Annotated in this window: 28 protein-coding genes; 16 read left to right on the top strand and 12 right to left on the bottom strand. The window is 38.3% G+C overall.

Going from position 1 to position 20,444, the window contains the following annotated elements:
* On the bottom strand, positions 1-850 hold an 850-nt coding region (locus tag QZZ23_RS00330), incomplete at its 3' end, for a right-handed parallel beta-helix repeat-containing protein (protein ID WP_292466204.1).
* 736 nt (positions 851-1,586) lie between these two features.
* Between QZZ23_RS00330 and QZZ23_RS14635 the strand changes: the two genes are divergently transcribed.
* Together QZZ23_RS14635 and QZZ23_RS00325 are read left to right on the top strand one after the other, a co-directional pair.
* A complete protein-coding gene (locus QZZ23_RS14635) occupies positions 1,587-1,754 on the top strand; it encodes a hypothetical protein (protein WP_366931279.1) in 168 nt (55 codons plus the stop codon).
* Positions 1,723-2,163 (top strand): beta-ketoacyl synthase N-terminal-like domain-containing protein, encoded by a 441-nt coding sequence (locus QZZ23_RS00325; RefSeq protein WP_292466203.1) that lies wholly within the window; start codon positions 1,723-1,725, stop codon positions 2,161-2,163. Before QZZ23_RS14635 ends, QZZ23_RS00325 begins: the two co-directional genes overlap by 32 nt.
* Positions 2,164-2,451: 288 nt before the next feature.
* On the opposite strand, the gene QZZ23_RS00320 is transcribed toward QZZ23_RS00325, so the two are convergent.
* Positions 2,452-3,363, bottom strand: a complete 912-nt coding sequence (locus QZZ23_RS00320; protein WP_292466202.1) for a hypothetical protein — start codon at positions 3,361-3,363, stop codon at positions 2,452-2,454.
* Between the two features lie 115 nt (positions 3,364-3,478).
* Between QZZ23_RS00320 and ala the strand changes: the two genes are divergently transcribed.
* On the top strand, positions 3,479-4,459 hold the full coding sequence (gene ala / locus QZZ23_RS00315) for an alanine dehydrogenase (protein ID WP_292466201.1): 981 nt from the start codon (positions 3,479-3,481) through the stop codon (positions 4,457-4,459).
* A gap of 92 nt (positions 4,460-4,551) precedes the next feature.
* Here the strand turns inward: ala and QZZ23_RS00310 are convergent, their stop codons facing one another.
* Complete coding sequence (locus QZZ23_RS00310) at positions 4,552-4,740, bottom strand: hypothetical protein (RefSeq protein ID WP_292466200.1); 189 nt, start codon at positions 4,738-4,740, stop codon at positions 4,552-4,554.
* Between the two features lie 518 nt (positions 4,741-5,258).
* Here QZZ23_RS00310 and QZZ23_RS00305 point away from each other — a divergent pair.
* The 3 genes from QZZ23_RS00305 to QZZ23_RS00295 all read left to right on the top strand — a co-directional run bounded on the left by QZZ23_RS00305 (position 5,259) and on the right by QZZ23_RS00295 (position 6,433).
* Positions 5,259-5,753, top strand: a complete 495-nt coding sequence (locus QZZ23_RS00305) for a PepSY domain-containing protein (protein WP_292466199.1) — start codon at positions 5,259-5,261, stop codon at positions 5,751-5,753.
* A 109-nt stretch (positions 5,754-5,862) separates the two neighbouring features.
* Positions 5,863-6,075, top strand: a complete 213-nt coding sequence (locus QZZ23_RS00300; protein WP_292466198.1) for a hypothetical protein — start codon at positions 5,863-5,865, stop codon at positions 6,073-6,075.
* 52 nt (positions 6,076-6,127) lie between these two features.
* A complete protein-coding gene (locus QZZ23_RS00295) occupies positions 6,128-6,433 on the top strand; it encodes a winged helix-turn-helix domain-containing protein (protein ID WP_292466197.1) in 306 nt (101 codons plus the stop codon).
* On the opposite strand, the gene QZZ23_RS00290 is transcribed toward QZZ23_RS00295, so the two are convergent.
* The 8 genes from QZZ23_RS00290 to QZZ23_RS00255 all read right to left on the bottom strand — a co-directional run bounded on the left by QZZ23_RS00290 (position 6,423) and on the right by QZZ23_RS00255 (position 12,098).
* Complete coding sequence (locus QZZ23_RS00290; RefSeq protein WP_292466196.1) at positions 6,423-7,037, bottom strand: methyltransferase domain-containing protein; 615 nt, start codon at positions 7,035-7,037, stop codon at positions 6,423-6,425. The genes QZZ23_RS00295 and QZZ23_RS00290 overlap by 11 nt on opposite strands.
* Before the next feature lie 85 nt (positions 7,038-7,122).
* Positions 7,123-7,638, bottom strand: a complete 516-nt coding sequence (locus QZZ23_RS00285) for a winged helix-turn-helix transcriptional regulator (RefSeq protein ID WP_292466195.1) — start codon at positions 7,636-7,638, stop codon at positions 7,123-7,125.
* On the bottom strand, positions 7,628-7,915 hold the full coding sequence (locus QZZ23_RS00280; protein ID WP_292466194.1) for a hypothetical protein: 288 nt from the start codon (positions 7,913-7,915) through the stop codon (positions 7,628-7,630). The genes QZZ23_RS00285 and QZZ23_RS00280 overlap by 11 nt, the downstream gene beginning before the upstream one ends.
* A gap of 280 nt (positions 7,916-8,195) precedes the next feature.
* On the bottom strand, positions 8,196-9,164 hold the full coding sequence (locus QZZ23_RS00275; RefSeq protein ID WP_292466207.1) for an ABC transporter permease subunit: 969 nt from the start codon (positions 9,162-9,164) through the stop codon (positions 8,196-8,198).
* The gene (locus tag QZZ23_RS00270) at positions 9,157-10,089 is read right to left on the bottom strand and encodes an ABC transporter permease subunit (RefSeq protein WP_292466193.1); all 933 of its coding nucleotides are present in this window, start codon (positions 10,087-10,089) and stop codon (positions 9,157-9,159) included. The genes QZZ23_RS00275 and QZZ23_RS00270 overlap by 8 nt, the downstream gene beginning before the upstream one ends.
* A 2-nt stretch (positions 10,090-10,091) precedes the next feature.
* Positions 10,092-10,892, bottom strand: a complete 801-nt coding sequence (locus QZZ23_RS00265) for an ABC transporter ATP-binding protein (RefSeq protein WP_292466192.1) — start codon at positions 10,890-10,892, stop codon at positions 10,092-10,094.
* Between the two features lie 15 nt (positions 10,893-10,907).
* Positions 10,908-11,546, bottom strand: coding sequence for a hypothetical protein (locus tag QZZ23_RS00260; protein WP_292466191.1), 639 nt, complete (start codon positions 11,544-11,546; stop codon positions 10,908-10,910).
* Positions 11,547-11,747: 201 nt separating this feature from the next.
* Entirely contained in the window at positions 11,748-12,098 is a 351-nt protein-coding gene (locus tag QZZ23_RS00255; protein ID WP_292466190.1) for a PepSY domain-containing protein, read from the bottom strand.
* A gap of 469 nt (positions 12,099-12,567) precedes the next feature.
* Between QZZ23_RS00255 and QZZ23_RS00250 the strand changes: the two genes are divergently transcribed.
* The 10 genes from QZZ23_RS00250 to QZZ23_RS00205 all read left to right on the top strand — a co-directional run bounded on the left by QZZ23_RS00250 (position 12,568) and on the right by QZZ23_RS00205 (position 19,764).
* The gene (locus QZZ23_RS00250) at positions 12,568-12,996 is read left to right on the top strand and encodes a hypothetical protein (RefSeq protein WP_292466189.1); all 429 of its coding nucleotides are present in this window, start codon (positions 12,568-12,570) and stop codon (positions 12,994-12,996) included.
* Between the two features lie 88 nt (positions 12,997-13,084).
* Positions 13,085-14,131 carry a metal-dependent hydrolase gene (locus tag QZZ23_RS00245; protein ID WP_292466188.1) on the top strand — a complete coding sequence of 349 codons (1,047 nt, stop codon included), beginning with the start codon at positions 13,085-13,087 and terminating at the stop codon, positions 14,129-14,131.
* Positions 14,132-14,267: 136 nt separating this feature from the next.
* Positions 14,268-14,615, top strand: a complete 348-nt coding sequence (locus QZZ23_RS00240; RefSeq protein WP_292466187.1) for a hypothetical protein — start codon at positions 14,268-14,270, stop codon at positions 14,613-14,615.
* 225 nt (positions 14,616-14,840) lie between these two features.
* The gene (locus QZZ23_RS00235; RefSeq protein ID WP_292466186.1) at positions 14,841-15,134 is read left to right on the top strand and encodes a hypothetical protein; all 294 of its coding nucleotides are present in this window, start codon (positions 14,841-14,843) and stop codon (positions 15,132-15,134) included.
* An 18-nt stretch (positions 15,135-15,152) separates the two neighbouring features.
* Positions 15,153-15,827 (top strand): molybdopterin-dependent oxidoreductase, encoded by a 675-nt coding sequence (locus QZZ23_RS00230; RefSeq protein ID WP_292466185.1) that lies wholly within the window; start codon positions 15,153-15,155, stop codon positions 15,825-15,827.
* Between the two features lie 162 nt (positions 15,828-15,989).
* Positions 15,990-16,733 carry an ABC transporter ATP-binding protein gene (locus tag QZZ23_RS00225; RefSeq protein WP_292466184.1) on the top strand — a complete coding sequence of 248 codons (744 nt, stop codon included), beginning with the start codon at positions 15,990-15,992 and terminating at the stop codon, positions 16,731-16,733.
* Between the two features lie 19 nt (positions 16,734-16,752).
* Positions 16,753-17,427, top strand: coding sequence for a heme exporter protein CcmB (locus QZZ23_RS00220; protein WP_292466183.1), 675 nt, complete (start codon positions 16,753-16,755; stop codon positions 17,425-17,427).
* A 16-nt stretch (positions 17,428-17,443) separates the two neighbouring features.
* Positions 17,444-17,788 (top strand): hypothetical protein, encoded by a 345-nt coding sequence (locus tag QZZ23_RS00215; protein ID WP_292466182.1) that lies wholly within the window; start codon positions 17,444-17,446, stop codon positions 17,786-17,788.
* 134 nt (positions 17,789-17,922) lie between these two features.
* Positions 17,923-18,633 carry a cytochrome c biogenesis protein gene (locus tag QZZ23_RS00210; protein ID WP_292466181.1) on the top strand — a complete coding sequence of 237 codons (711 nt, stop codon included), beginning with the start codon at positions 17,923-17,925 and terminating at the stop codon, positions 18,631-18,633.
* A 42-nt stretch (positions 18,634-18,675) separates the two neighbouring features.
* A complete protein-coding gene (locus QZZ23_RS00205) occupies positions 18,676-19,764 on the top strand; it encodes an NADH:flavin oxidoreductase (RefSeq protein ID WP_292466180.1) in 1,089 nt (362 codons plus the stop codon).
* Here QZZ23_RS00205 and QZZ23_RS00200 read toward each other — a convergent pair.
* A complete protein-coding gene (locus QZZ23_RS00200; protein WP_292466179.1) occupies positions 19,749-20,444 on the bottom strand; it encodes an HAD family phosphatase in 696 nt (231 codons plus the stop codon). The two genes, QZZ23_RS00205 and QZZ23_RS00200, sit on opposite strands and share 16 nt — an antisense overlap.

The raw sequence follows: 20,444 nt of genomic DNA, 5'->3' as shown, positions 1-20,444 counted from the left end.
TGGTCCCGTGTTCATCACCATAATCATAAGCACATGCATAAATTCCAGCATACATGGTATTGTATATTATATTGTTATATATTTCAACAGAAGTTACAGGATAACTTTTGTGATATGATTGAACGTAAATGCCTACGTAACCACCATGTAATTCAGCATATATTATGTTATCATGGATCTTCAGGTTCTTTGTTAGCTCACTGCGAATTCCAGAGTTTATCTGAATAGACATATCATTGTTGTAGATTTCCACACCATCACATTTAGAGACCCAGACAAACTCATGTCCCTGGAGCCTCGCTATATTGTCATGGACAGACACATCAGAACATCCGTTAAAGTACATCAGATCATCTGCATTGTCATGTAGATACATGTCATAGACTTCGATGTTATCAACATCCTCCATGAAAATCAACATATAATACTTACCATATCCACGTATCCACTCATCATTATTTTCATAGTTACCATAGAGTTCAAAGCCATGTATTTTAATATTCCCAACTGTACCCATCTCTTCTATTAGAGGAACATAGTTTTTAAAATATGCGTTATTTTCTATCATCAGTTTTGTATCAGAATTACCTGTAAGCTCAGTGTTATCACCAATCTTAATGGAATCTCCTGCACTGTAAGTACCTGATTTCAGATAGACGGTTCCACCGCCGATTGAATGAATATACGAAAGTGCCTTGTTGATCTGTACGTGATCATCTTTTCCGTCACAGTTGTAATCACCACTGCCGTCGGTAGCAACATATACAGTAGTCGCACTACTAACAGATGCATGGAATACAAGCAAACAAATAAATATGCTAAAAATGTACAGAACTCGTTTTATAGTCATCAAAAACCCTTCATATGTAACTCATACATAACATTTAAGACCTAAATAGTAAGTTACTTATATTTAATTATTTTGGCTCTATAAAAAACATCAGTTGAATAACAAATATAATTGACACACTTATCATAAATTATATACGAACCCATTTTAAAATGATTCTTGAACCTTTTTCCAACACATCATAAAACATACAATATCTAGAAGTCTTTTGAAAACCACGTTAAACCTTTCATCTCTATTTGTTATTTTTCTAACTCTCATATTCAACCATGCAAAGGATTGTTCTATTGTCCTTCTTTTATGATATGATTCATGCACAAATCTTGTAGACCTTCCTTTTTTTGGCTTTTTCAGATTCCTGATATTTAACAGGAATATTACTTTTGATCACTCTGTGTCTCAATTATTTCCTGATGACTCCATCATCATAAGCAGAATCTGCGAGTACTTCTAGATACTGTCGGAAAAGTCTACTACGATTAATAAAAATTTACAATGATAAGAATGTAACAAATTATTCGTAAGTGAATAATCAGTGTCAATAGGTGTATTTGTATTTATTTAGGACAATTATTTATAAATATTTTGATTAACCTATGAGATAAATGTATTCTGTATCTAATTCTAAGCAAACAACATTCGTATATGGGCCTGAAATATACGAAAAACTGATACTAAAGGACCACTTGCTTTATATGATCAATGAAAAGGTGGGCTTGTAATAAATACTCCCGAGATGATGCTTAGTTATGCAGTAGTCCAATACCTGTATGATTATTCCGATAGGCAGATGGAGTATGAAGCACAGGTGAACATAATAGTAAGTGTTTATCGGACTAAATTTGGTATTTTGTCAAACTCATTGATAGAATTTGCATACGAGGCTATATATAATTATCAATGATAGTTCTCTAAATATGGCTGATATTGATGCCATATATGTTTCTAATTTTTTTGGTGGTCCACTTGATGGTCAGTTGCATCTAAACTCAGCTATCACATCTTTAATTCCTGATATGAATATTCCTATTGTAAGAGTTGAAACTGCCTGTGCTTCCAGTAGTGTCGCTTTTAATCAGGCAATTCAAAGCCTGAATCAGTTCTCAAATGTTATGATCATTGGTGTGGAGAATATGCCGGATTCCACATATCTGGATCCCACTGATGCTATTGCTATGGCAGCGGACAATGCTATCGATTATCAGAATGGATTGATATTCCCTGCTTCCTATGCATTGATCACTCAACAATATATGCTTAAATATGGGATTGGTTATAATGTTCTTGAAAAAGTCTCATATCGAAACCATTAAAATTCAAGCTTGAATCCATTAGCTCATTTTTTTATATAAGCACGTAAGTATGGAAATGATAAAACAATCTCCAATTGTTACATCTCCTCTTAATCTATTTGATTGCAGTCCTATTTAAGATGGTGCTGATGCAGCTGTTATTTCTAAAAACAGACATTCATATAGGGATATTGAGATAATGAGTTCCCATATATCCACAGACTCTATCTCGCTTAGCCAAAAAAAGGATTTGACTTCTTCATCTATGACAATCTACAGATTCCGGTGCAATTTCCGTTCTCAATTAAGTCATTTTGCCATAAATTCAATCATCTCGAGAAGTAATTTTGCTATCTCTTCTATCCTGTACTTCTCTATATTCTCCCGTGTTGGAATAGTAAGGAATGAATGGGATGCAGGTTTTGTTTTTGGTTCCATTATCTCGATCATTTCAATAAGGTGGTCAAGTGCTTCCGGGTTAATATCAAAATCATCTTTTCTTTCTTTGATGACTCCTGAAAGTGCTCTTATCTCCTTGTGACTATTGTTCTGCAGGTCATAATAGAGAGATACGTTTTCAGCAGATGTAGGAGGGAACCTTTTTCTTAACATGTCCAACAGGAGATTTCGGATAAGTTCTCTTGAGAGCAAATAAGCTGAAATAGTGAACCCACGTTTAAAACTTGAATTAATCTCTGTCCTTATTGAATTATAGTGTTCATCAGGAAAGTCAATGTCTACGAATTTTTCCTGTTTCGATATTGAATATGAGGGCTGTGAGCGAATAGGATTTATTTTGACGAATTTTTCCATCTCAAAAGAAAAGTCGTTTGTTCTTGGAAGCGCATTTTGTAAAATTATATTTTGTTCCTTCAGTCTTTTGAGGGCAATACTGTCAGTATAACTTTTCGGCTTATCCTTGAAGTATATTCCATGTATATAATCCTGTATAGTATAGGTATATTCATTTGTGCCAGAGCGTTTAGTAGTATGATGTAAACTCTCAAACCTAATAGCTCCATCAGGAATCATGCTTCTTATAATAGGCAAACAACGAGCATACCACTTATTATACTCTGCAATAAACATGTTACGTTTCTTCTGATATTCACGTTCACTGGATACGGCATTATCTTCAAGTAGATCAAGAAGCTCATTCCCTATTCTTGTAAGGTCAGCTATTTCCTTTTTTACGCTATCACTGTTATTTTCTCCGGTCACAAAATTATATTATGCGTGTTATTATATATAATATTGTATATTCGGGGTGCATTCGATAAATAGAGTTTTATCCTATCAGTTTAAACATATTTTATCTTTAAAGGAGTGTGTTTAAATGGATGTTCTCTGGCTTGAACAAGCAGATGTTAAAACTGTTATAAATATGCCTTTAACTTTATCTGCAGTAGAAAATGGTTTCAGGGAGCATGGCATGAAGAAAGTGCAGATGCCCCCTAAATCATATCTTTATTTTGATAAACACAATGGAGATCTGCGCACAATGCCATCGTTTATGGAAGAGCAGGATATTGCAGGTGTTAAGATAGTTAATGTGCATCCTGATAACAGGGAAAAAGGTTTTCCAACTGTGATGGCTGTTATTGTACTCAATTCTACGGAAACCGGTGCTCCACTTGCTATAATGGATGGTACTCATATCACAGATATGAGGACCGGTGCGGCTGGTGGGATTGCTGCAAAATATCTTGCACGCCCGGATTCTCATGTTGTAGGTATGGTTGGTACAGGGGGTCAGGCCCGTACCCAGTTGCTTGCACTCGCTGAAGTTATGGATATCGAGGAAGTGAAGATCACCTGTAGGAATACTGCTCACTGTGCTTCATTTGAAACAGATATGAAGCGGTTTATGTCCTGTGATTTTACAAGGAAGGATGCTATAAAGGATGTATGTGATTGTGATGTTCTGGTGACGACCACTCCTGTAAGGGAACCTGTTGTCATGTCAGAGTGGGTCAATGAAGGCACTCATATCAATGCCATAGGCGCCGATGCCACGGGTAAACAGGAACTTGATTCCACTTTGCTCAAAAGGTCAAAGATAATTGTTGATGATATTGTTCAGGCATCGCATTCAGGAGAGATCAATATCCCTCTGTCAAAAGGAGTGATTTCACAATCCGATATTCATGCTGAACTTGGAGAGGTTGTTGCTGGAATAAAACATGGAAGGCAGTCAGATGAGGATATAACTATATTTGATTCCACAGGGCTTGCTGTTCAGGATCTGGTGACTGCCAATATAGTCTATACAAAGGCAGCTGAGATGGGTATTGGAAAGAAGATAAAGTTGTTCTGAGATTTCATGGGGATAAATTCACCGGTTTAATCCGCAATTAATCCGATTTTTGATGATCAGATTTTTTCGTAGACCTCTCCTGTATTGATTTTTTATATATGCGAAGCTTTCATTATCATTCCTAAGATGCCTATTTTTCCGCCATGGTCCATTTTGCCGTTTCTTCTGAGCATATCATTTCTGAGCACAGGGCAAATGCCGGAATAAAGTACAACAAGCCTGTGATTATTATGTTCTACTGAAAAGATGCTAACGTATTTGTTAGTAAGCCATCCAAACACAATAATAAAAGTTATTCCTAAAAAGGATGTTAATCTGTTGACGATGTTTGAGTCTGTGACTGCTTAGGCTTCAATTGCCTCTTCTTCATTTATTATTCGTGACGTCCTGATGGTATATTTTGCGTAACGAAAAGCAATCAAATACATCTGTAATAATATTTGTTATTGTGCATCATTTTGTTCAGTAGATGCATCATTTATTTTTATAGTGTCTGCATTTAGAATTTCTGGACGTTTTCAAATGTAAACAATAATTTTGATGCATTAGTCTGAAAACAACAATTCATATCCTTGAGATTGATGCAATCTTTTACCTGCTGGTATTTGAAAGCAGAAGATGCATCATGATACTGTCTTTTCTGATATAATCTGGTAAAACGCATTTTTCATGACTGCTAAAAACCAGCCATAATCAGAAGTTCAACGTAATCCTTATATATCCTGCATGCATACATATGGAGTGTTAAGACTACATATGCAGGATGCAACATTTCCTGTGATGCAGGAAGGTGTAAAAAATGAAAAGAACAACGTCAATACTCCTTGCTGGTATGCTCATTGCAGCCATTGCAGGGATAGGTATAGTAAGTGCAGCAGTCGATGAAACCGACGATTCTACATTCTTTGGTCAGATGGCCGGATTGGCAGGGCATGGTATGAGATATGCCAGTCAATATGGATATGCTAATTGTCCAGTTTACGGATCATATGCATCTGATGGAACAACAGTTGAACTTGAAGTCGAAACCATTGATGAGGCAATAGATGTCGCAGAAGAAGCAACTGGACAGGACATAGCAGAATCAGATGTTTATCAGATGGGTAGATGGTGGGTATTCAGCTACACTGAAGATGACACTATCAAGCAGGGTCGTATCGATGCATACACAGGCGATGTCATTGAGGACTTCTATGCAGGTTCCACATACCAGGGTCAGTACACTCAGGGTGGACGTGGCATGATGCGTGGAAGCGGCTATGGCGGATGCGGTGGAGCTGGCTATAGATTCTAATTATTGTCTGTCTGATACAATAAACGAGTATGGAAGGTAGAAAAGTAATAATACTTATCTTCCCATATACTCTTTATTAAAAATATAGCTTTTAAGGGTGAATACAAAAATGATGGGCAGCAGCATGTATGGTTATGGAATATGGGGCCTTCTTTTGAACATACTACTTGTTCTGGTTATAGTCTGGGTAACAGTCACACTTCTTAATAGATCCAGTTCCGGAAGCTCTGGAGACAATGAACGCTTGGCAAGGGTTGAGAAGGATGTGGAAGATATCAAAAAGATGGTAGAGGATATCAAAGAAAAACTTGATGAAATTTAAATCGGGCGTTACCTGAAACTGAAAAACAGAACTAAAAACAGCAGGTTCTCAAATGACAAAGACACTTCAACAGATAATCACTATCGGCGAAGCTATTTCCCATCCAGTTAGATTAAAACTCCTGTATCTGCTTTCGGAAAGAGAGAGATATATATATGATCTGGCCAAGGATCTTAATCTTTCCCGACAGGTTGTCCAGCTGCACCTGAAAAGGCTGGAAAATGCGGGATTTGTTGAAAGTGACCTGAGGCTTGAAGACAATGATAACCGGGCAAAGAAATTCTTCAGGCTGAAGGAATTCGATGTTGAACTGGGAATTGATGAGCTGACTGAAATATTTGAAGAAATCAAGGCTTAGACCGTATCATCCTGAAAACGTCCCATAGGGCCACATTCTTTACATCAATAATATTAAGGCCTGCTTTTTTAACATTCTCGACTGTCTCACGGTTTATATTCACGCCAGTTAATGCTGTTGTGATGGGATTGAAAAGATTTTCCATAAAAGCAATGATACCGATTTCACTTTTCATGTGCTCAAGGTTTATGACGATACCTTCAGGTTTGCAGACACGTTTCATCTCTTCAAGCGCAATAACGGGTCTCGGAATGGAACATAGCACAAAGGTTGTGACTACATAATCAAAACGACCATCCTTAAATCCCAAATTTTCTGCATCCATCTGAAACAGAGATACTTTTTTATTTTTCCGTGATCTTTTCTTTGCATATGAGAGCATTTTATTGCTGATATCCATCCCGACAACCTCGCAGGATTTTGGATAGTACCTTATATTTTTGCCAGTTCCGATACCCACCTCAAGTACTCTCCCGGATAAACCGGAAAACATCTTTTTTCTCCATTTACGGTACCATAAAAACTCAATAGGGATTTCCATGAGATCATACACATAGGAGAAACGATTGTATTTGGAAATTATTGACATAATATTTCTTTTCATACTACTTGCTTAAACAATTATGGTATCTGCGAATCAAATAATAATCTCAAAGTTGAATTGAAGCCACTTTATTTAGTAGTATGGATTATCCGATTTCCCACATTTCAATGAAATTATCCAGCAGATTATCAAGAAACCCCTCTCTATAGAATATTAGTAATTCTGCAACAATTTCAGGATTTACAATGGTGAAGTTACTAATTCTTCCAGCTTTTTCTTTTTTGATAATATCTGCTTTAACAAGCTTGTTCAAGTTCCATGAAACAGTTGAAGGAGAAAGCTTGATAGCAGTTGAGAGTTCTTTATTGTTCAGGCTGGTGTGCTGAAGAAGATTAATGAGAATATGTCTGCATGCTTTCCTCCTCAAAAAAGACAGAATATTTCTCTCGTTTGCTTCTAATTTCCTGTCCTTCACGAAATAACGTACATAATCTTCATCTTTAATGGAATATATCAGGTTCTTCTTCTCCATATAATGAAGGTTATACTGTAAACTGCCTATTACTATATTCAGACGTCTTTTAAGTTCTCTTAGGTGGACTCCAGGCGAATCTCTGATTACTTCATAGATCCGTTTTCTTGTTTCCAGTTCAAATTCCATCTTCAATCTGCTCTTTAGTTAATAAAGCGAGGGAAAACAAAAGTAAAACTATAAAATTGAGGAAACTACCCCATAACTCTAAATAATCACCTGCTCCGGGTAAAAAAAGATCAGAAGCATTCAAAAATCCCATAACTGCATAGAAAAAAAATGCAGCAGACACAAAAAACATCTTTTTTCTACGATCTCGAAGATACGCTAGAAATGAGATCACAAAAAGAAGCAGTGCCAGCAGACTAGATATTAATCTTATAACTTGGTCAGGTTCAGAGATCATATTTTCACATTGGTTTAATAATATATAAAGCACTTATTGAACGATTCTTTGTTTTTGGAGATGATGTTCCATATGTCAATTTTTGATAGGCATCTCCATGAATTATGTTGTCAAATTTATAGCAAGTTATTAATTCTGTAGTAATACTTACACTTGAAGATTCATAGCTAGTGAAACAAATATCATAAATTATAGATGCACAGATAAAACCGCTTATCTGCGTTCATCTGTGTGATCTTTTGTACTCACTAATATAGGTTCTAACCTTTCGACATTTATATCAACTTGATATGAATTGCTTGTCTTTGTATAGTATATACACATCTGAAAAGATGCCAATTATGAACAAAGTGAACAAAAATACGATATCAAACCATTTCTCTTTCAGAATCTCTAAAAGCATCATATCATTATATGTCTTCTTAATTCCAAACAGAGCAAATCCTGTTCTTTCATAATGTTTTGTTACCGAGAGTTGTTCAATGTGATCTCGTGTAGTTTCATAATTGCTGAATTTTGCCATTACTGCTTCTTCCTGTGGTTTGTCAAAACCCATACTTTTAAAAAATCCTCCTGGAACCTGATTGTCTGGATCCATTGTATCTCCTATCTGAGGAAGGACCAAGACAAAGACAAGCCATATGACAAAACATATCGTTAAAGCATTGGACAGGCTTTTTTGTTGTACTGAAAGGAAGAACGATAACGTAAAGAAAACCATAATGTAAAGGATGGATAGCATCACAAATATTGCTAATTTATAATATTCTACTGTAGTTAGCGTGATTCCGCCGATGGCCAGAAAGCTTGCAAGAATAATTGCAGCCACAGACAATATCATTATGCTGACAAACAGAAAATGACCCATTATTTTTCCAATGGTTATATCCATTTTTGTTATTGGTCTTGATAATAGCAATTTTAGAGTTTTTGTCTTCTTCTCTTTCGCAATACTTAAATAACCTAACAATATACCAATTATTGCTCCAATTATCTCTATATAATCAACAACGCCCCGCAAAAGATTTAGGGGGAATAGTTGTGGTGCTGCTTCAGTTGGCATTTTACCAATTGATTGTAGCAATGCCAGTGAACTTTCATATTGGCTCACTTGACTTTTAAAGATAAATGTCGAGACTAGAATGGATGTTGCAGTCAAAGTCAATAATAGTACCAATATAGTGCTAAATATTTTACTGCGAAAAATATCCTGAAATTCTTTTTTAGCAATGATTAAACGATTATTCATATACATCGCCTCGGGAGATATCAAACTTAGACATTGCATAAATTGAAACTGCAAGTGTGAGGATCAACCAAATTGTTAGTATAAACATATTCATGATGGGTGAATATGTAACCGAAACAACACTTTCTGTTCCCTGTAAAGCTAGTATTGCTGAAGAAAGTAGTTTATAATGTTCTGATATTGAAAATGGGTACAGGATATTGTGAATGGTTGATAATACAGGGCTATCCAGAATATTTGTTTGAGGCAAGATCGGATTCAATGAACTTGTCGGATAAAGAGCAGAACCCATTTCAGGCAAAGCAAAAGTTATTACGATCCAGATGATGACCGGAATAAGGAGTGCTGTCGCACTCTCACGTTTCATCAATCCAAAAGCCAACCCCAATAATCCGAACCCCAGTATATAGAGGAATGAGATTCCATAGAAACCAATCAATTGCAAGAACATAGCGGAATGTATCTCTGATAACATTGCTATAGATGCAATGCTTATACCTAAAGAAACTATCATGATTGCAAAGAGAACCAACATTAAGGAAGTTACCTTACCAATCAGTACATCTTTTTTAGTTACTGGCTTTGAGAACAGTATTCTTACGACCCCTGCTTTTTGATCTTTTGTTCCAATACTATGACCTACAGTAATCGCCAGAAGGGATCCTATAAGGACTATGTATATTATCATGTTCTTGACAATATCCAATGTTGGAAGATTACTGAATGGAGATGGAGGTACATTTTGTCCGGCTGCTGTTAACAGTATCGCAGATTCCTGATACACACTTTCAATAGTGTGCTGGGATGACCAGCCAATATAAGTTGAAGCAAGTGTTATCAATATGAATACGGAAAGAATTAGAAAGAATGTCCTTTCCCTCAAGAGGTGTCTAATCTCATTTTTTGCTATAGAAAAAGAAAGCATCTTTATTCCTCTTCGTTGTTTTCAATGTTGAGGTAGATATCTTCTAGGGAGCCTTCATCTTTGAATCTCTTCATGGTGTTTGAAAGTGAGTCCAGATATATCAGACTTCCATGGTTCAGGACCCCAATAGTTGAACAGGTTTTTGTTACTTCCTGCAACAGATGGGTATTCATAAAGATGGTAATTCCTTTTTGTGAATTCAGGCGCAATATAATATCTCTTAGTTGTTTGACCCCGAACGGGTCAAGGCCTGTTGTCGGTTCATCAAGGAACAGTATCTCAGGCTCGTGGATAATTGCCTGTGCAATACCAATCCTTTGTCGCATACCTTTTGAGAGAGCACTTATTTTTTTATCAGCATAGCTCCGAGCATCAAGGAAATCTAACACTTCCCATATTTGACTGTCTGGCTTTTTTATTCCTGACAATTTTGCAAAATACTCTAGATTCTCATAAGCTGTCATCGAATCATAGAACTGGACATTTTCGGGCAAATAACCGATTCTTCTCCGAACTTCCAGAGATTCGTTGATAATATCATACCCTGCAACTTTTCCGGATCCTGAACTTGGTTCAAGAAGAGTTGTCAGCATGTTGATGGTTGTGGTTTTTCCTGCCCCGTTATGTCCCAGAAAACCAAATATCTCTCCTTTTTTTACCTGGAGGGTCAAATCATTGACTGCTGCAAAATCACCGTATCTTTTTGCAAGATTGCGGACATCAACAACAAAAGAAGAAAAAGAAGTTTCCTCCTTTGAAGGACTTTCTTTCATAATCTCGTTCATACTTGCTTTTTCTATCATGCTGCCAGATCCCATTCAATCAGCTAATTCTTCTCCGCCTGCATCTTTTATTACGCTTGACGTCTGGCTCTGATAAGCAGGTGTACTCACCATTACATTGAATTCTAACTCATTCATAGATTTATAATAGAGACTGTTAGGATTTGCACGGTAATGATTCAAACCTTGTTCAATATCGATATGTACTGCTTTTGTTTCACCCAGTTGTAAATTAAAACCATCCAGCGGAAGTTCATATGACTGCTTAGCACTTGCATTAATATCAGTGATTGTGTAATAAACCGTGAAATTATTTATTTCAGTGTCAGCAAGATTCTCAAGAGAAATTTCCAGATGGTCAGAAGCATCTTTCTTAGCTATTTCATCGTAATTATTCTCGACTAAGACTTCTTTTATAGCAAAGCCTTTCGGACCGGATAATGCCTCAGGAATAGTATATACCAGATTGGGATTGCTGTCTTCTTTATCGTAAATCCCATCGCCATCAGTATCTGGATTTAATGGGTCTGTTCCCAATAAGCCTTCAGCGTTATCTGGAATACCGTCGCCATCGGAATCAACATTCTGATTTATTGAATTTTGCTCATTATTCGCTACAGGGGCGGAATCCGGTGATGTACTGCTTGTGCACCCCGAAATTGCTACGATTGACATTAGCAGTAATCCTATTATCAATATAGTATATTTTTTCATATCCTCACTCCATACTTTCAATTCAATCCATCAATTTTAATCATCAAAGAATACACTTTGACAAATATTCAAATAAACTTAGACTAATTTGGCCAATTAATCTGAAATCTTTGCATAAAACAAAATGTGGTCGTTGATACCACATTTAAGCAACATAGTAACTTAACTGTCTTCGAATTCGACATCATCAGAATCTATTTCATCTGTTTCATCCTGATCGTCATTTTCTATGAAAAGTACATTTCCGTTCCCTGCATCTACTTTTACATCTTTGACTCCTTCTGAAGTTGCGATCTCTACAGAGTACACCAGATTTCCATTTTCGTTATCCAGTTCAACTTCACCAAGCTCACCTGTAACTTCGTTAAGTGCAGCGGTTTCAGCTACTGTTTGTGAAATTACTGGATACTTTGTCAAGTCCTGTGTTTCCTGTGCTTCGTCCGATGAATCATCTGGAACAACAACAGATGAAGTGTAGGCTGGTTCTTGAATATCCTGTCCATCATCTCCCAAATTGGAATTTTGTTCATCAAAATTATTCAGATTAAATGCACCAGCTGTTCCAATTGCTCCAATAATAAGGGATACTGAAAGTAATGCACAAAAGATTAAAGTCCATTTTTTGTGGTTTTGCTCTATTTTTTCACCTCCTTTACATTGGACATATAAGATTGTGGCTTATAATATCAATTCTGGTACAGTACTCGAATATTAATACAGTATTCGAATTATCAAAATATCGTTCTTTTCTTCAAGCTTGATGGCCGGTTTTTTGGAATGATTTATATCATTCCAGTAAACTCACTAAAAAAAGGTGAATGGACGATAATTCATCAAAGTCTTGATATTTTTGTTTTGTATCATTGTCCCTATAAATGCTTTAGGACTGCTCACAAATTTGATTTTTACGTCCGTATTTTTAAAAGCCCTCATATATGATGAGATATTAATTTCCTTAAGGAAGTGCAAAAGGAAGGATATCATGGTCTTAAAACAGGAAGAATTCTGGGAAAGAGATAATTTCCTGGTTGTGACAGATGGCACAAAACCTGCCATAAAATGGACAATAAATGAACTCCGGAAAAGAGGAAAAGCACTTACTGTGCTTGACTACTCAGATAAACCGTTTGAAGGCTCAATTCAGGACATATCATCTGTGCCGGATAGTTTAAGGAATGTTGTGATAGGTATCACAAAAAAAGAACCTGCCAGAATCATTGAAAATTTGGCTGAAAGAGGCATAAGTGATTTCTGGGTTCATTGGAAGACCGACACATGTGATGTCAATCATCTTGAATATAAACCCGGACTGAACATAATCACCGGAAGATGTCCTATGATGTATCTGGGCAGTGGTGCAAGCATGCATGGTTTTCACAGGCTTGTTTCAAAGGTCTTTGGAAAATACTGATAATTAACTTACAGCTAGCTGCATTTCGCATCCTGCAAAAATATAATAAGAATGATAACATCCTTTCTAATGGTGTGAGGATGAAGGAATGGTAAACACCCTGTCTCATTTGGGAATTGGGTTACTGATAGCGTCGGTTGTGGGTTTAAGCAACAGGCAGATCAAGATAGTTGCTTTGATGGCAATACTTCCAGATCTTGATTTCACATTAAATGTTTTGCTGCTGGCAATTGACCAGAATCTGAGTCATCAGACATACAATAATATGTATTATTTGATGGGTCATCGGGAGTTCATGCATTCCATTATTTTTGTATCTCTTGTTGTTGTATATATATGGTTCAAAGAGAGAAACAGAGTATTAACCATAGCTTCGGGTGCAGCAATATTCAGTCACATATATCTTGACTATGTTACAAGCTGGAAGATGAGGCCTTTTTTTCCTTTTATAACAGATGCTTCAACAATAGGTGCCCTTGATTTCTTTGACCCGGTGGTTACTGTCATCTCTTTTGTACCCATTTTCTATATTTTAGCAGGACGTGCAAAAAATAATGGGGTCGAAAAAGACAGAAATAACTGGTTCCAGTCCCTCACAACAGGCAGACATGAGAAATTGTACCGGCACCTTCTCATAGTTATTACTATATGGTGCCTGCTTAATCCTGTTACAAAAGTATTTCTTGTGGCTAATATTGAGGAAACAGAAGGCCATAATATAAGTTATCAGGATTCTTATCCTATAGCGCCTGGCAGATTCCTGTCTGCATACATATACAATGATACTCATTACAGGATATTCACTTCAAGTTACTTGTCAGGAATCGAAAAAAGCAGACTTGTGCGGATATATCCGAATAATGAAAGTACATCTATATCCTACATGACAAGAGCAAAGACGCTGTATGATTCAAGTCTACCGGGAGAAGTGGACTATCCTGTATACAATATATCCGTTTCTAATACAAATGTGACGGTAACAATAAGTGATGCCAGGAATCCTTATGTTGATTATTGGGCTTACTTTAAGGCCGAATATGTTTTTGTATTTGATACTGAAACTGAAAATTATCAGGTTTACCTTAAAAGGAATGATCAATTTGGTAAATCGCTACCTGTGAGCCATTTTGAGTGAATCTGTGGCCACAGTACTCCATATTAAGTACATGTTAATTTGATTCATGTACATCTTTCTAAAAATACCTACAAACTGCTTTTATACGAGTTCATGCAAACTATGGATTGTAGTCAATTGCAAGGAGATTGTGATTTTGAGGGAAAATGAAAGTAATATGGTTATGGATATTAAAGTTCATGAATTTGTTAACAAGGATACATGGCATCTGCATCTTGCACTTCACGTAAACGACGTTCTGCTTGGTGTAGCAGCTGCAAACCTTGGTAGCACAGAGTGCGATAATGAAACCGTGGTAGCTGCAATGCAGAGCCTGAAAAACGAATATTACGATGCTATTGGTTCTCCGATGAGATATAAGGATGGAAAACTAATATTTCTGCCTGCAGACCAGGGTTTATTAGCTAAAAAGTCACAAAAGACTTCTGTATTGGGGATACAACATGTTTCCAACGCAGAAAAAAGAGTGGCTATATCACATTAATATAAATGCTGGCGCCAATGATTCCCTCAGATAATGCACCCATTTGCATTAATAATTTGTTTGCTTTCAACAAAATGCCAGCATTTATATTTCTTAAAACAAAGCAAACATCTGAATTATCTTCGTTTCTATTTATTGTTTATATACTTGTTTTACCCTACAGTTTAATCTGGCACAATGCTTATTATAAGATACCTCATAGTTGTTTTCAGGAGGAGTAGGAAAATGCTGGATGATAATCTGGATGATTTGCTAGATGCAAGACCATCTGAAAGAGAACGCGTAAAAGTAGAGCATGAGGTAATACATAAAGCAGCTTCTCATCCGGTTAGAAGGCAGCTTCTCAGGGAAATCGATGCTTTTGGAGCCACAAAGGCTGAACTTCTCGAAAAAACGGAACTCGACGAGAACGTGTTCAAGTACCATACTGAATTCCTTATCAACGGGGATTTTTTAGATATAAGTGAAGGCAGGTATTTCCTGAGCGATAAAGGGCTTGATCTTCTGGCTAATATCTGATAGGCAGGGTTTTTGTAAATGATCAATAGAAAGCAGGACAGGATTGTATTTATTGCAGTCATTTCTATTTTCCTCTTATTGGTGCTTATATCCGGTTGTGTGGAGGACTCGCAGGAGAAAACCAATACTTCCGGAGAAGCAACTGTATTTGAGGGACATCAGCTCACACCTATCTCAAAACAACGTAACAATGCTATCCAGGGTACTCAGTACATCGATAAGAATACCTACGAACTTCATGTCTATGGACTGGTCGATAATCCCGTTAACCTGAGTTATGAACAGATCCTTGCCTACCCATCGGTAACAAGATTCGTGCGTCTGGATTGTGTTGAAGGCTGGGGTTTTGATGGAAAATGGACAGGTGTAAGTCTGAATACGATATTCAATGAAACAGGTATCAACAGTAGCGCAACCACCGTTATATTTCATTCTGCTGATGGCTATTCCACAGCACTTGAACTTGATTACCTTGTGGAGAACGATATCATGCTTGCCTATGAGATCAACGATGTAACATTGCCTGCAGACAGGGGATTTCCCCTTCAGCTTGTTGCAGAAGTAAAATATGGTTACAAGTGGGCCAAATGGATTACTTCAATAGAGGTCACCGATGAATCTTATAAAGGATACTGGGAAAGCGTAGGTTACAGCAATAATGCAGATGTTGGCGGACCTGCTTTTGAGAGATGATTATTGTACTTTTTGATTTTATCATGTCTTTTTTACTCTGGAGAGATCGTATCTGAAAATTAGTAATAGAGGTAGAATGCTTCAATGCAATACTCTACATTAGAATCTACTTTCAAGACAAAACGTTAATTTATATATTCTGAAAATGTAAATATAGCTTCAATGGACAGTATCATCTCAGTAAGAAGTCTTTCTAAGAGCTTCGGGCGCAGGAATGCATTGAACAACATCGACCTTGAAATTAAAAAAGGTGAGATCGTTGCTATATTCGGTCCAAACGGAGCCGGAAAGACCACGCTTCTTAAGATTATGTCCACGATCATCAATCCTTCCAAGGGAACTGTACTTGTAAACGGAATTGCCGCCAAAGAACACCCCGAAAAAATAAGGGGCATGATAGGTGCAATCTCCCACGAGACATACCTTTATGACGAGTTAACAGCAAGGGAGAACCTTGTTTTTTTTGCACGCATGTATGGAATTGAGAATGATATCGATAAAAGGGTTGATTCCATACTCAAAAGTGTCAATCTCCTCAAGCGTGCAGATGAGCGTGCCATTTCATTTTCAAGAGGAATGAAGCAGCGGCTTTCAATTGCAAGGGCGTTGCTGCACCAGCCTGAGATACTTCTTATGGATGAACCCTATACAGGACTTGATCAGCATGCTGCTGCTAATTTCGAGCGTGTGCTCATGAGTACCGGAGATTCTGATGTTACAAGGATCATGATAACCCATAACATTGAGCGTGCTTTTGAAATATGCGACCGTATGCTCATTATGGACAGGGGAGAAATACGCTTCGATAAACTAAAAACTGAAATTGAAAGCGTGGAACATTTCAGGGAACAGTACCTTTCCATAGTGGAAAAGGATACGGATGCAGAGGGTATAAGTAACTTCTAAGTTGCATGGCGGTGAGATTATGAAGAAAAGCCTCTACATTGCAGCAAAGGATCTGAAATCGGAGTTCCGCACAAAACAGATGCTCAATTCCATGCTCATCTTCTCGCTTATCGTCATAGTTATTTTCAGCATCTCATTTGGTGATCTGCTTGGCCAGCCCGACATGATGGCAAAACTTGCTCCGGGTGTGCTTTGGGTGGCTTTCACCTTTGCGGGAACCCTGGGACTTTCACGCTCATTTGCAGGTGAGATGGAGAATGGCTGTCTTGAAGGCCTGAAGCTCTCACCTATCGACAGAAGCTCTATCTATATCGGGAAGACCATATCCAACGCAGTACTGATGTTCATCGTGGAACTGCTCACGATTCCTATCTTCATTGTACTATTCAACTACAACATCAGTAACATTCCCGGAATTGCACTAGTCATCTTTCTGGGAACATTCGGTTTTGTCAGTGTTGGAACTCTGCTTTCAGCACTTTCGGCCAGCACAAGGGCAAGGGAGATCATGCTTCCGGTGCTTTTGCTTCCGCTGATAATTCCTGTGATAATTCCAGCTGTCATGGCAACCGGAACGATACTCACAGATGGTGGAATTGGCAGCATTTCCTCAGAAATCAGGTTGCTGATTGTGTATGACCTGATTTTCTTCGTAGTGGGACAACTTGTGTTTGAATATACTGTGATGGATTAAGAGTCATTGAGGAAATATGGAAAACTATCTGATATATTCCGATAAGCTTTTAGACGTAGACGATAAAGGCATACGTATTAAGAACTACTATTTTCCCTTAGGACAGGCAAAGTTCGTGAAGTTCCAGGACATTTTTAAGATGGAGAAAAGACAACCAACTTTAACAACCGGTAAATGGCGAATTTGGGGCTCCAGCAATCTTATAACATGGTTTCCTCTGGACTGGAGCAGGCCAAAGAGAGAATTCATATTCTTTATCCAGATGGCAACTCAAAGTACACGAATTGGTTTTACTGTGGAGGATTCAAAGGCTTTTATCGAAGCCATTGATTCAAAGGGTATAAGGATAGAAAATTCATAACAACTTAATCCTTCAGACAGTCAGTGGTGCTGTTCTCATATTCTTTCTGAGTGTTTTTTGTAAATTGAAGTACCTGGAATTTGATGTATGAAAAGCATTTAAACAAGGAGTTTTAATAAGGCAGAAGAACAATCATGCTCATTGACAGGAAAAAAGAAAGGATACTTGCAATCGTCACGGCTCCTGTTATGCTAATTGCTATTGGGATGATACTTTTCTACGTGCCCCAGATGAAAGGCAATGCCGGTGAGGTACTTGACAGCAGCTTTAAGATATTCTATTTCCACCTGCCGATTGCAATGGTCTCATATCTGGCGTTCATCGTTGTTTTTATCGCAAGTATCATGCAGCTGAAAGGAAACAGCAGTAAATGGGACATCGTTGCTCATTCTGCTGCTGAGGTTGGAGTCATCTTTGCATTCCTCGTACTTGTTACAGGGTCAATATGGGCAAAAGCAACATGGGGATGGTACTGGATATGGGAGCCAAGGCTTACTACATCCCTTGCACTTTTCCTTGTCTATCTTGCCTACCTGATGCTACGTCAGGCACTTGAAGAACCTGAGAAGAGAGCACGGATTGCGGCCGTCTTTGGAATTGTTGGATTTATGTCGGTTCCGCTGAGTTTCTTATCCATCAGGCTGTGGCGCTCAGCCCACCCGCTGATGTTCGGAAGTTCTTCATACGGAAGCAGTGGCGGTGGACTTGAAGGTAGTTCACTTCAGTTGACACTTGCTGTCAATATGCTGGCTTTTGCATTGCTTTTTGTTTCAATGCTTATTTACAGAATTAACAACGAAATTCTGAAGGAAGAACTGGAAGAAGCGAAGTATAACTGTGCATGATGCTAAGAAAAGCATATAAGCCACTGGTATCAATATTCCTGTATGTTGTTCGAACCGATAGCATTTGGGAACATGAAGGTTCCAAACCGTTTTGTACGCTCGGCCACCCATGAGTGGATGGCAGAGCCTGATGGCACACCAACCGACAGGATAGGTGACATGTACGAAGAGCTTGCACGTGGTGAAGTGGGGCTTATCATCACCGGATATGCATGCGTCAATCCGAACGGAAAAAGTGACAATCTTCAGCAGGGTATCTACGATGATAAATTCATAGACCCTTACAGGAAGATCGTTTCCAGAGTTCATGAACACGGTAGCAGGATCGTTGTCCAGATTGTCCACGGTGGCAGGCAGACCATGATGACCGCTGAGAATCCTATATTGCTTGCACCTTCTGCTGTGACAAATAAAAGGAACGGAGTTACGCCTGAGGAAATGACCGAAGAAGAGGTGCTTCAGATAATCGAGGACTTTGCCAACGCTGCCAGAAGGGCAAAAGAAGCGGGTTTTGATGGTGTTCAGCTCCATGTTGCCCATGGTTTTCTGTTAAGCAACTTCATTTCCCCATATACCAACAGGCGAAAGGACAGATGGGGTGGTTCAACTGAGAAGAGGGCTCAGATCATTCTTGATATCATTGAAAGGATACATGAGATGATCGGAGACGGGTTCCCGATACTTGTCAAGCTCAATGCCACCGATGGGTTCCCTGAAGGCACGAAGAACACCCTTGATGCGCCGGAGTGTGTTGAGATCGCAAAGATACTTGCTGCAAATAGTGTCTGTGCAATAGAGGTCAGCGGTGGAATTGTTGAGGCCGGACAGGAGATGTTCAGAAGCAAAATAAAGACTGCTGATGATGAGGCATATTACAGGGATTATTCTAAAATGATAAAGGAAGCAGTGGATGTGCCTGTCATACTGGTAGGTGGCATACGCTCAAAGGCTGTTATGGAACAGATGCTTGAGGGAGGATATGCTGATATGATATCCCTGTGCAGGCCGCTCATATGTGAACCTGATCTTGTGGAAAAGATAAGAAAAGGTGAGACAGAGGTCGCAAAATGTGTCTCATGTAATTTGTGTTCCGATGAGAGTGGAATCAAGTGCAATTACGATTTTGACTGAGGACAGTCGTAGGAAGGTTCGAGCTTCATCAGGAATTCAACAAGCTGTATGTGGTCTTTCATAACCATGTCTGCCTGATGGAACTTTCCGGGGTCAAGGTAGGTCGGGACTGCAACACAGCAGAGACCTGCCCTTTTTGCAGCCTCAACACCCATAGGAGCATTCTCTATTACAATACCTTCATGTTTTTTGATCCCGAGCATTTTCATAGCTTGAAGGTATGGGTCAGGTTCAGGCTTACCGCGCTGCACATCATCTGCGGTAACGAGTTCCCTGAATACTCCGGGATACTGAGAATTAATTATATAATTGACGATCGGCCTGTCAGAACCCGATACAACAGCAAGGTCAAATCTTTCCTTCAGGACGTTCAGGCACTCCTGCATCCCATCAAAGACCTTCATTTCAGCTATCCGGTTAAATTCAGCAATGTATCTCTCAACAATATCTGATATGTCGTATTCCGATGCATTTTCTGTACCTTTCTCAAGCAGGAACTCAACGATATCCACTGTTCTCTCCCCTTCCCGCTCGAAGATGTCCTGTTTGTCCATATCAACACCTATCTCATCAAATATGTGCTGGACCGCTTCTGCATGATATGACATTGAATCAACAAGCACACCGTCCATATCAAATATTACTGCCTTTAACAAATCATCACCATTAGGAGGAAGCAT

It is taken from the genome of Methanolobus sp. (genome assembly GCF_016278385.1).
Taxonomy (GTDB): Archaea; Halobacteriota; Methanosarcinia; order Methanosarcinales; family Methanosarcinaceae; genus Methanolobus.
The sequence above is the reverse complement of the archived record's forward strand: the minus strand, read 5'-3'. Positions and strand labels throughout refer to the sequence as shown.

Bases quoted from the DNA above. Each gene is read 5' to 3' on its own strand.
- QZZ23_RS00285 (WP_292466195.1), bottom strand. From the start codon at position 7,638: ATGGAATTTGAACTGGAAACAAGAAAACGGATCTATGAAGTAATCAGA.
- QZZ23_RS00230 (WP_292466185.1), top strand. From the start codon at position 15,153: ATGATCAATAGAAAGCAGGACAGGATTGTATTTATTGCAGTCATTTCT.
- QZZ23_RS00220 (WP_292466183.1), top strand. From the start codon at position 16,753: ATGAAGAAAAGCCTCTACATTGCAGCAAAGGATCTGAAATCGGAGTTC.
- QZZ23_RS00225 (WP_292466184.1), top strand. From the start codon at position 15,990: ATGGACAGTATCATCTCAGTAAGAAGTCTTTCTAAGAGCTTCGGGCGC.
- QZZ23_RS00300 (WP_292466198.1), top strand. From the start codon at position 5,863: ATGATGGGCAGCAGCATGTATGGTTATGGAATATGGGGCCTTCTTTTG.
- QZZ23_RS00305 (WP_292466199.1), top strand. From the start codon at position 5,259: ATGAAAAGAACAACGTCAATACTCCTTGCTGGTATGCTCATTGCAGCC.
- QZZ23_RS00210 (WP_292466181.1), top strand. From the start codon at position 17,923: ATGCTCATTGACAGGAAAAAAGAAAGGATACTTGCAATCGTCACGGCT.
- QZZ23_RS00290 (WP_292466196.1), bottom strand. From the start codon at position 7,037: ATGAAAAGAAATATTATGTCAATAATTTCCAAATACAATCGTTTCTCC.
- QZZ23_RS00235 (WP_292466186.1), top strand. From the start codon at position 14,841: ATGCTGGATGATAATCTGGATGATTTGCTAGATGCAAGACCATCTGAA.
- QZZ23_RS00205 (WP_292466180.1), top strand. From the start codon at position 18,676: ATGTTGTTCGAACCGATAGCATTTGGGAACATGAAGGTTCCAAACCGT.
- QZZ23_RS00215 (WP_292466182.1), top strand. From the start codon at position 17,444: ATGGAAAACTATCTGATATATTCCGATAAGCTTTTAGACGTAGACGAT.
- ala (WP_292466201.1), top strand. From the start codon at position 3,479: ATGGATGTTCTCTGGCTTGAACAAGCAGATGTTAAAACTGTTATAAAT.
- QZZ23_RS00280 (WP_292466194.1), bottom strand. From the start codon at position 7,915: ATGATCTCTGAACCTGACCAAGTTATAAGATTAATATCTAGTCTGCTG.
- QZZ23_RS14635 (WP_366931279.1), top strand. From the start codon at position 1,587: ATGATGCTTAGTTATGCAGTAGTCCAATACCTGTATGATTATTCCGAT.
- QZZ23_RS00265 (WP_292466192.1), bottom strand. From the start codon at position 10,892: ATGATAGAAAAAGCAAGTATGAACGAGATTATGAAAGAAAGTCCTTCA.
- QZZ23_RS00250 (WP_292466189.1), top strand. From the start codon at position 12,568: ATGGTCTTAAAACAGGAAGAATTCTGGGAAAGAGATAATTTCCTGGTT.
- QZZ23_RS00260 (WP_292466191.1), bottom strand. From the start codon at position 11,546: ATGTCAATCGTAGCAATTTCGGGGTGCACAAGCAGTACATCACCGGAT.
- QZZ23_RS00275 (WP_292466207.1), bottom strand. From the start codon at position 9,164: ATGAATAATCGTTTAATCATTGCTAAAAAAGAATTTCAGGATATTTTT.
- QZZ23_RS00270 (WP_292466193.1), bottom strand. From the start codon at position 10,089: ATGCTTTCTTTTTCTATAGCAAAAAATGAGATTAGACACCTCTTGAGG.
- QZZ23_RS00245 (WP_292466188.1), top strand. From the start codon at position 13,085: ATGGTAAACACCCTGTCTCATTTGGGAATTGGGTTACTGATAGCGTCG.
- QZZ23_RS00295 (WP_292466197.1), top strand. From the start codon at position 6,128: ATGACAAAGACACTTCAACAGATAATCACTATCGGCGAAGCTATTTCC.
- QZZ23_RS00200 (WP_292466179.1), bottom strand. From the start codon at position 20,444: ATGCTTCCTCCTAATGGTGATGATTTGTTAAAGGCAGTAATATTTGAT.